Raw genomic sequence first — 8,731 nt, forward strand, 5'->3', positions numbered from 1 at the left:
CGGGACGGCCGGCGCGTGGTAAAGCTGTTCAAGCGTGGGCATAATCGGCCCGCGCAGCCTGCGTTTGTTTTCGGCTAACCCTTCAGGTAGAGCATGGGACTGATCATCGCGGTACTGGTATTTCTGACCCTGGTAGGGGTTGCCTTATACCTGTTCGACAAGGGGGCCAGGACGCGTTGGCTGCAGCCGCATATCGGCCTGTTGCTGATTGGCTTGCTGATCGCCGGTATGGGCTGGCTGATGGGCTTGCTGTCGGCCGACATCGAAGCCTGGTTCATGCTGGTGGCCAAGGCGGTGATTGCCCTGGCCGGGGTCATGCTTTGTCTGCGGCTTATCAAGCGTATTGCCAAGCGGTTTATCTTCCGCGATTGAACGCGAGCCGAGACTTCATCCGGTGGACACTCACTTCAAGTTTCTGACCCTGCCCAACGCCACCGGCGATGTTGCGAATATCTTTGTCCATGGCTATTCGGCCGGTCACGACCTGGATGACCGGCGCATGCTGGCGGCCAGCATCCCCGCCGAGTTGCGCCAGAGCATCAACGTTCTGGCATTCTGGCCGTCCAGTCATTTCATGCAGATGGATAACCGCTCCCGTGGTTTGCTGATGGCGGCCGCGCGTTTGCACCCGTTGGCCGGTGCTGCCGCGTTGGCAGGTGATCGGGCCATGCATTTTGCGCGCATTCGCAGCCGTGCCGAGAACATGGGCAAGGTCCTGCTGCGGCAACTGGGCAGTTATCTGGCGCAGCATCACCCGCAGGTCAAACGCATTAACCTGATCGGCCATTCGCTGGGCGGTCGGCTGTTGATCAGCATGCTCAGGCACCTGGACGCTGCTAACGAACCTGACTTGACCATCGGTGATGTGCTGTTGATGGGCGCGGCGGTGCGGGTCGAAGCAGAGGAAGCTGCGCAGTTGCGCCCGCGCATCGCCGGGCGGCTGATCAATGCCTGGTCCAGTGAAGACCCGGTGCTGCTGCTCAACCTCGGCGAGCGCAGCCTGGGCCGAATGCCGGTGGAGCACTTTGACAATGTGCGCATGACCGGTTATCGACACAACCATTACTGGAAGCGTCTTGGCGACGTGTTGGCGGCCACGCAGTTCAGTGGTTTCGACGGGCCACTGGTGGATACAGCGTTGTTGCCGGTTGCCGACCTCGATCCGGTGTTGCAGGACGCCTACTTGCTTGACGTGGTGCGACGCTCGCCAGCCTACCTGCTGGATGAGGCCATCAAGCATCTGCGCAGCAGCCGCTGGACGCGCCTGCAGGCGCATGAGCCGGACCGGGCTTACGCCTTCGCCCGTGAGTTCCAGTTGGTGGGCGGGCACTTTCTGCTTAACGCCGCCCGCCGTCACGGGGTTTCCTACACCCGGGTACTGAGCATGCTGGCCCGCCAGTACGACCTGGGAAATGCCTTGCATCACTGCGCCACCGTCGTCGAGGTCGAGGCGTTGTTGCTCAGAACGTTCTTCGCCCACGCATTCGTCGATGATCATCCGCTGGCCCAGGCGCCGTTGAGCAGTATCCGGAGCATGCCCTGGGATACCTATGCCCGGCACATCGATGAGCTGGCCGAGCGACTGACACTGGCCGCTTCATTCAAAACCGTTTCGCCGTCCACCGCCCCGCCGGTCAGCGGCGTGGCCGGGTCTGTCAGAGGTGTGCTGGGGGCGATCAGGAACGCGCCGCTGCAACGCCTGATGACGCGCTTTGGTACGGCGCTGCGACCAGGCTATTCAGCGCTGATTCCCACCGTGGCGATTGTGTTCTATGCCCGGATTACGCTGGATGATGAAGGATTGATGTAAGCCCTTTTGTACAGTCCCGGGCTGACAGGCTACTCTGTGAAGCCATTACCGACTTGAGCTATAAGAGCCGAGAATGCTGAACAACGGACAGGCCAGCGCGCCATCTGCTGCCGGCCAGCGCAGTATTCCTGACCTGGTGGATTTGCCGCGTCCGCTCTATGCCAGAGCCGAAAGTCTTTGGGCCGGGTCCTGGACGCCGCCGCACAGCCATGACTGGGTGCAGTTTTCCTATGCGATCAGTGGGGTGCTGGGTGTGCATACCCCTGAGGGCAGCTTTTTCGCGCCGCCGCAGTGGGCGGTGTGGATTCCCGCCGGGCTTGAACATCAAGTGGTGACCTCCACTGAAGCTGAAATGCGCAGCCTGTATGTGCGCAGCCGTGATTGCCAATGGGCCCCGCCGCGCTGCCGGGTACTGGAGGTCACGGCCTTGACCCGCGAGTTGATCAAGCATTTTTGTCAGTTGCCATCCACCTACCCGGAACACGACAGCGCCGAGGCGCGTCTGGTGCACGTGTTGCTCGATCAACTGGCGGTCTTGCCTGAGGTTGGCTTCAGCCTGCCACTGCCGCGTCATGCGCGGCTGCTGGCGTTGTGCAACGAGTTGATCCGCGACCCCGGCGTGCCTGTGACACTGCACGAATGGGCCGCACGGCTGGGCACATCCGAGAAAACCCTGATGCGCTTGTTTCAGCGTGAAACCGGCCTGAGCTTTCGTGGCTGGCGACAGCGAGCGCGCTTGCTGGCCTCGCTGAACGCGCTGCAAGACGGCAGCCGGGTGACGGACACCGCGTTGCAGTGCGGTTATGACTCGACTTCCGCGTTTATCGCAGCCTTCAGGAATCTGTTTGGTTTTACACCGGGAGAGTTGCTCAAGCAGTGATGAACGGCTGTGAAAACTGTGACTCCAACTCCGATTGGTAAACATTTGTATGCACCTGCTGTGTAGATCAGCAAGCGGCCCCTCTACTCGCTGGTAGCGGATTGCCGTATAACGACGACTTACGCGTATCTGGCAAAGGACCCCCACTCAAAGCCGATGAAAACTCCTAAACGCATTGAACCCCTGATCGAAGACGGTCTGGTCGACGAGGTGCTGCGTCCGCTGATGAGCGGGAAAGAGGCAGCTGTGTATGTGGTGCGCTGTGGCAAGCAATTGCGCTGTGCGAAGGTTTACAAGGAGGCGAACAAGCGCAGTTTTCGTCAGGCGGCGGAATACCAGGAAGGGCGTAAGGTTCGTAACAGCCGCCAGGCGCGAGCCATGGCCAAGGGCTCGAAGTTCGGTCGCAAGGAAGCCGAGGATGCCTGGCAGAACGCCGAGGTCGCAGCGCTGTTCCGTCTGGCCAGTGCCGGGGTGCGGGTACCCAAGCCCTATGACTTTCTCGATGGCGTGCTGTTGATGGAAATGATCAGCGATGGTGACGGCGATGCAGCGCCACGCCTGAACGATGTCGAGCTGGAGCCGGAGCAGGCCCGTGAGTATCACGCCTACCTGATCCGCCAGATCGTGCTGATGCTTTGCGCCGGGCTGGTGCATGGCGATTTGTCGGAGTTCAACGTGCTGCTCGACCCGGACGGCCCGGTGATCATCGACCTGCCCCAGGCGGTGGATGCGGCGGGCAACAATCATGCATTCAGCATGCTTGAGCGCGATGTCGGCAACATGGCCGCCTACTTCGGACGTTTTGCCCCAGAGCTCAGAGAGACCCGCTACGCCAAGGAAATGTGGGCCCATTATCAAGCCGGCACCCTGAGCCCGGATACGCCGCTGACTGGCCAATTCCAGGACTCGACCCGCGAAGCCGATGTGCGTGGGGTGATGCGCGAGATCGAAGCGGCCAAACGCGACGAGGCCCGTCGTCAGGCAGCCCTGGCGGCTGCCGATGCGCCAAACGGGCGGCAGGACGAAGAGCCGACACCGCCGTGGATGCAATAAACCGGTCTATGAGCGTCGGGTACAACAGGCACCCGATTCCAGGCTTTTGAGGATCGGGCAGTCAGGGCGTTGGTCGCCCTGGCAGTGTTCGATCAGCTCGCTCAGGGTGTCGCGCAGGCTGGCCATTTCCTCGATCTTGCGTTGCAGATCATCCACGTGCCGCTGGGCCAGGGCCTTGACGTCGGCGCTGGCGCGCTGGCGATCCTGCCAGAGGGTCAGCAGCTTGCCGACTTCCTCCAGCGAGAAACCCAGGTCCCTTGAGCGTTTGATGAACGCCAGGGTATGCAGGTCCTTGTCCTGATAATGCCGATAACCGCTGTCACTGCGCGGTGCCGGCTGCAGCAGGCCGGTGGCTTCGTAATAGCGGATCATCTTGGCGCTCAGCCCGCTGCGGCTGGCTGCCTGACCGATGTTCATGGTTGCTCCAACGGGTCTTTGGGTTTCCAGGTTTTCAGTAGCAAGGCATTGCTCACCACGCTGACACTCGACAGTGCCATGGCCGCGCCGGCCAGTACCGGATTGAGGTAGCCCAGCGCGGCCAAGGGGATGCCGATCAGGTTGTAGACGAAGGCCCAGAACAGGTTTTGGCGGATCTTGGCGTAGGTCTTGCGGCTGATCTCCAGCGCTGCCGGCACCAGCCGTGGATCGCCGCGCATCAGGGTAATACCGGCGGCCTGCATGGCCACATCGGTGCCGCCGCCCATGGCAATACCAACATCTGCCGCCGCCAGCGCCGGGGCGTCGTTGAGGCCGTCGCCGACCATGGCGACGACCTTGTTGCGCTTGAGGTTGTCGACGATGGCGGCTTTGTCGGCCGGCAGAATCTGCGCGTGCATATCGAAGATGCCCAGCTCGCGCGCGACCATCTGCGCACTGCCCTGGTTGTCGCCGGTCAGCAGGTGGCTGGCGATGCCGCGTTGGTTCAGTTGCTGCACGGCTTGCCGGGCACCGGGCTTGAGGGTATCGCCAAAGGCAAACAGGCCAATCACGCCGGGCTGCGGAGCCAGCTCGATCAGCCAGGAGATGGTCCGTCCTTCGGCTTCCCAGGCGTGTGCTGACTCGGCCAGTTCGCCCGGCAGCAGCTCGTTCTCGTCCAGCAGGCGACGATTGCCCAGCGCCAACTGGCGGCCGTTCACGGTGGCGGCAATACCGCGTCCGGCCAGGGCGTGGCTGTGCTCCGGGAGTTCCAGTTGCAGTTGCCACTGTTCGCAGACTTCCAGCACCGCCTTGGCCAACGGGTGTTCGCTGCCGCGTTGCAGGGTGCCGGCCCATTGCAGGAGTTGCTCTTCGTTGACCCTCGCGGCGCTCATGTTGGTGATGCGCGGGCTACCAAGGGTCAGGGTGCCGGTCTTGTCGAACACCACCACATCGACTTCATGGGCACGCTCCAGCGCTTCGGCGTCCTTGATCAAAATGCCATGCCGCGCTGCCACGCCGGTGCCGGCCATGATCGCTGCCGGAGTGGCCAGGCCCAACGCGCAAGGGCAGGCAATGACCAGAACTGCCACAGCGTTGAGTAACGCAACTTCCAGCGGCGCACCGTAGAGCAGCCAGGCACCCAAGGTGATCAGGGCGATCAGCAGTACCACCGGGACGAACACCTGGCTGACCTTATCCACCAGACGCTGAATCGGTGCCTTGCCAGCCTGGGCGTCTTCGACCAGACGAATGATTCGCGCCAGCACCGACTCGGCGCCCAACGCCGTGGCCCGTACCAGCAGGCGGCCTTCACCATTGATGGCGCCGCCGACCACTTGATCGCCGGGGTGCTTGGGCACCGGCAGGCTTTCTCCGCTGATCAGCGCTTCGTCGGCATGGCTCTGGCCCTCGATGACCTGGCCATCCACCGGGAAGCGTTCACCGGGGCGCACCAGCACCTTGTCGTCGACGCGCAGGGCGCTGATGGCAACTTCCCGTTCCTGGCCGTCGATGACCTGCCAGGCGCGTTCCGGACGCAGGGCTTCCAGCGCGCGCAAGGCGCTGGCAGTCTGGCGCTTGGCGCGGCTTTCCAGATGTTTGCCGAGCAGCACCAGGGCAATGACCATGGCCGAGGCTTCGAAGTACAGATGCGGCGCGTGGTCCGGGGCGGCCATGATCCAGACGTAGACGCTCAGGCCGTAGCCGGCACTGGTGCCCAGTGCAACCAGCAGGTCCATATTGCCGCTGCCGGCGCGCAACGCCTTCCAGGCCGCGACATAAAAGCGTGCGCCGAAAATGAACTGCACCGGGGTGGCCAGCGCGAACTGCGCCCAGGCCGGCAGCATTGCGTGAATACCCAGCGGCGCCAGCAGCATGGGCAGTACCAGCGGCAGCGCCAGCAGCAGCGCGGCGAGCACCCACCAGCGCTCGCGATGCCCGTGTTGCGCACGCTCCTGGCTGGACGGCGGGCTCAGGCTTGCGCTGTAACCGGCACGGCTGACGGCCTCGATGAGGGTTTGCGGATCAGTATCGTGCTGCGCCTGGACATACGCGTGTTCGTTGGCCAGGTTGACGGTGACTTGGTTGACACCCGGCACTTTGGCCAGTGCACGCTCGACCCGACCGGCGCAGTTGGCGCAGGTCATGCCGCTGATCGGCAGGTCGAAAGCGATGGGCTCTTGCATTGTGTTCACTCCTTGAAGGCTCAATGCCTGCAAGGATCAACCTTGACCCATGGACAAGGTCAAGGCAATCAATAATTCAGGTCGGCCTGCTTGAGATACAGACCGCTGATATTGGCCGCAATGCGGTACTTGAGGATGTCGCCGCTGCGCACATTCACCCGCGTGACTTGCTGGGCTTCCATGCCGGGCGCGCAGCCGACTACATTGCCGGGCAGGCGGGTCAGGCGGATATCCACCGGGCCAGGCGGCAGGTTGAACGACACCGACTGTTCCTGGAACACCCGGCCGGCCAGTTGGTCCTGGATATACACGCCGATTTCACAGGAGCTGCCAACTTCCAGGCGCTCGCGGGAAATGATCAGGATGCCGTAGTCCTCGGCCTGAACGGCGGGGGCTGCTGCGAAAAGACCGAGGATGGCGCAGAGGCTCAGTGCTGACCAGCGCATCGCTGATACTCCTGTGATAGACGACGATGAACAAGCTTGGCCCAGAGCCGGGACGAATACCAGCCCGGCAGATGCAAGAGAAACTTGACCTTGCCCTGATGGCAAGGTTGACGATTGGCCCATTCCACTTAAGGAGGTTAACGGCATGCAAGTTTTCAATGTTCAAGGTATGACCTGTGGTCACTGCGTAAAGGCAGTGATCAACGCCATTCAGGGCGCAGACCCGGCAGCCCGGGTCGAGGTCGATCTGCCTGCCGGCCAGGCCCGCGTCGACAGTGCACTGAGTGCTCAACGCATTGTTGAACTGATCGCCGAGGAAGGTTATCAGGCCCAGGCACGCTAATATTTCTCTACGTCGAGAGGCCAACGTCCGACAAGCCGGGTAGACTAGCGAATACTTAGCTTGCTTACGGATTTCCATGAACCTGCGAATCATCCTGATCCTCGGCGCGTTGTCGGCGTTTGGCCCGCTGGCGATCGATTTCTACCTGCCGGGCTTCCCGGCGATGGCCCTGGCATTCGGCACTGACGAACAACATGTGCAGTTGACCCTGGCCGCGTACTTCTTTGGCTTGTCCATCGGCCAACTGGTCTACGGTCCGGCGGCTGACCGCTTTGGCCGACGCAAGCCACTGTTGGTCGGTGTGGTGCTATTCAGCCTGGCGTCGCTGGTCTGTGCCTTGGCGCCGACCCTTGAATGGCTGATCGCGGCGCGCTTTGTTCAGGCGCTGGGCGGCTGCGCCGGGATGGTTGTGGCGCGGGCGATTGTCAGTGACCGTTGTGACGCGATAGGCGCTGCCAAGGTGTTCTCGCAACTGATGCTGGTCATGGGCCTGGCACCGATCCTGGCGCCGATGCTCGGTGGGGTGATGGTCAACGCCTACGGCTGGCAATCGATCTTCCTGGCCCTGACGCTATTCAGTGCTGCCTGTCTGGTGGCCGTGGCGGTGGGGTTGCCGGAGAGCATGCGCGCCGATCAGCCGCGTGGGCCGTTGTCGGGGGCGCTGGGGCAGTATTTCAATCTGCTCAAGGACCGGATTTTCATCGGTTACGCGCTGAGTGGCGGGATTGCCATGGCCGGGATGTTTTCCTATATCGCCGGCTCGCCGTTCGTCTTCATCAAGCTCTACGGTGTGCCCGCCGAGCACTACGGCTGGCTGTTCGGCACGAATGCGGCGGGGTTCATTCTGGTCGCGCAGGTCAACGCGCGGGTGCTGCGCCGGTTCGGCCCGGCCTGGATGCTGGCGCGGATGATCTGGGTCTATCTGGCAGCAGCACTGACGGTGCTGGGCATCAGCCTGCTGCGCACCGAGCAACTCTGGCCGTTGCTGGTGCCGCTGTTTGTCTGCCTGGCCAGCCTGGGCTGCATCATTCCCAATGCATCAGCCTGTGCCATGGATGGCCAAGGCCGTCGCGCAGGCAGCGCTTCGGCCTTGCTCGGCTGCATGCAGTTCACCGTGGCGGCAGGTGCCGCCAGCCTGGTGGGCGTGCTGCACGATGGCACTGCCACGCCGATGGCGCTGGTGATCAGCCTGTGCGGTGCGCTGGCGGTGAGCATGTCGGTGCTGACCCGGCGCTGGGTGGCCCAGCGCGGTTAAAAGCAATACTGTTCGATTAGGCACTGCCAGTCTCTGTGGGAACGAGCTCGCTCGTGAAGAGGCCGGCAACGTCACTGAAGATGTAGTGTTTTTACTGGCCTCTTCGCCGGTATGCCGCCCAGACCAAGGTCGCTGCCATTCGGGCATAAAACACTTAACTGAACAGTATTGCGGTTAAAAGCAATACTGGTCACTTAAGCACTGTATGCCCACAGTGGGAGCCAACTGTCTTTCATCATCCCCCGATGAATGGGCATTTTATAATGCCATCGCGGATAGATTCCGCGATGGCGGGCAAAGCCCGCCCCCCATTCAAACCACGTGATCACGCCATGGTGTTC

9 protein-coding genes are annotated in these 8,731 nt (G+C 62.3%); 6 read left to right on the forward strand and 3 right to left on the reverse strand.

What is annotated here, in order from left to right; all coding sequences use genetic code 11:
• Positions 1 to 93: 93 nt before the first annotated feature.
• The 4 genes from NJC38_RS24420 (at position 94) to NJC38_RS24435 (ending at position 3,743) form a co-directional block, all read left to right on the forward strand.
• A complete protein-coding gene (locus NJC38_RS24420; protein ID WP_045483859.1) occupies positions 94 to 372 on the forward strand; it encodes a hypothetical protein in 279 nt (92 codons plus the stop codon).
• A 22-nt stretch (positions 373 to 394) separates the two neighbouring features.
• The gene (locus NJC38_RS24425; RefSeq protein ID WP_253117432.1) at positions 395 to 1,810 is read left to right on the forward strand and encodes a DUF726 domain-containing protein; all 1,416 of its coding nucleotides are present in this window, start codon (positions 395 to 397) and stop codon (positions 1,808 to 1,810) included.
• Positions 1,811 to 1,883: 73 nt separating this feature from the next.
• Entirely contained in the window at positions 1,884 to 2,690 is an 807-nt protein-coding gene (locus tag NJC38_RS24430) for a helix-turn-helix transcriptional regulator (RefSeq protein ID WP_253117433.1), read from the forward strand.
• 156 nt (positions 2,691 to 2,846) lie between these two features.
• Positions 2,847 to 3,743 carry a PA4780 family RIO1-like protein kinase gene (locus NJC38_RS24435; protein ID WP_045483851.1) on the forward strand — a complete coding sequence of 299 codons (897 nt, stop codon included), beginning with the start codon at positions 2,847 to 2,849 and terminating at the stop codon, positions 3,741 to 3,743.
• 6 nt (positions 3,744 to 3,749) lie between these two features.
• Here NJC38_RS24435 and cueR read toward each other — a convergent pair whose 3' ends face one another.
• The 3 genes from cueR to NJC38_RS24450 all read right to left on the reverse strand — a co-directional run bounded on the left by cueR (position 3,750) and on the right by NJC38_RS24450 (position 6,792).
• Entirely contained in the window at positions 3,750 to 4,160 is a 411-nt protein-coding gene (cueR, locus tag NJC38_RS24440) for a Cu(I)-responsive transcriptional regulator (protein WP_045483848.1), read from the reverse strand.
• Positions 4,157 to 6,346: a heavy metal translocating P-type ATPase gene (locus NJC38_RS24445; protein ID WP_253117434.1), complete on the reverse strand. Its 2,190-nt coding sequence runs from the start codon at positions 6,344 to 6,346 to the stop codon at positions 4,157 to 4,159. Before NJC38_RS24445 ends, cueR begins: the two co-directional genes overlap by 4 nt.
• Before the next feature lie 68 nt (positions 6,347 to 6,414).
• Entirely contained in the window at positions 6,415 to 6,792 is a 378-nt protein-coding gene (locus NJC38_RS24450; RefSeq protein ID WP_045483841.1) for a hypothetical protein, read from the reverse strand.
• A gap of 145 nt (positions 6,793 to 6,937) precedes the next feature.
• Between NJC38_RS24450 and NJC38_RS24455 the strand changes: the two genes are divergently transcribed.
• On the forward strand, positions 6,938 to 7,135 hold the full coding sequence (locus NJC38_RS24455; protein WP_253117435.1) for a cation transporter: 198 nt from the start codon (positions 6,938 to 6,940) through the stop codon (positions 7,133 to 7,135).
• Positions 7,136 to 7,211: 76 nt separating this feature from the next.
• Positions 7,212 to 8,390 carry a multidrug effflux MFS transporter gene (locus NJC38_RS24460; protein WP_253117436.1) on the forward strand — a complete coding sequence of 393 codons (1,179 nt, stop codon included), beginning with the start codon at positions 7,212 to 7,214 and terminating at the stop codon, positions 8,388 to 8,390.
• The last annotated feature ends 341 nt before the right edge of the window (positions 8,391 to 8,731 follow it).

The organism is Pseudomonas sp. 21LCFQ010, from assembly GCF_024129905.1.
GTDB lineage: Bacteria > Pseudomonadota > Gammaproteobacteria > Pseudomonadales > Pseudomonadaceae > Aquipseudomonas.

Excerpts from the sequence above, each read along its gene's own strand:
- NJC38_RS24420 (WP_045483859.1), top strand. The coding sequence starts at position 94 with ATGGGACTGATCATCGCGGTACTGGTATTTCTGACCCTGGTAGGGGTT.
- NJC38_RS24430 (WP_253117433.1), top strand. The coding sequence starts at position 1,884 with ATGCTGAACAACGGACAGGCCAGCGCGCCATCTGCTGCCGGCCAGCGC.
- NJC38_RS24435 (WP_045483851.1), top strand. The coding sequence starts at position 2,847 with ATGAAAACTCCTAAACGCATTGAACCCCTGATCGAAGACGGTCTGGTC.
- cueR (WP_045483848.1), bottom strand. The coding sequence starts at position 4,160 with ATGAACATCGGTCAGGCAGCCAGCCGCAGCGGGCTGAGCGCCAAGATG.
- NJC38_RS24445 (WP_253117434.1), bottom strand. The coding sequence starts at position 6,346 with ATGCAAGAGCCCATCGCTTTCGACCTGCCGATCAGCGGCATGACCTGC.
- NJC38_RS24450 (WP_045483841.1), bottom strand. The coding sequence starts at position 6,792 with ATGCGCTGGTCAGCACTGAGCCTCTGCGCCATCCTCGGTCTTTTCGCA.
- NJC38_RS24455 (WP_253117435.1), top strand. The coding sequence starts at position 6,938 with ATGCAAGTTTTCAATGTTCAAGGTATGACCTGTGGTCACTGCGTAAAG.
- NJC38_RS24460 (WP_253117436.1), top strand. The coding sequence starts at position 7,212 with ATGAACCTGCGAATCATCCTGATCCTCGGCGCGTTGTCGGCGTTTGGC.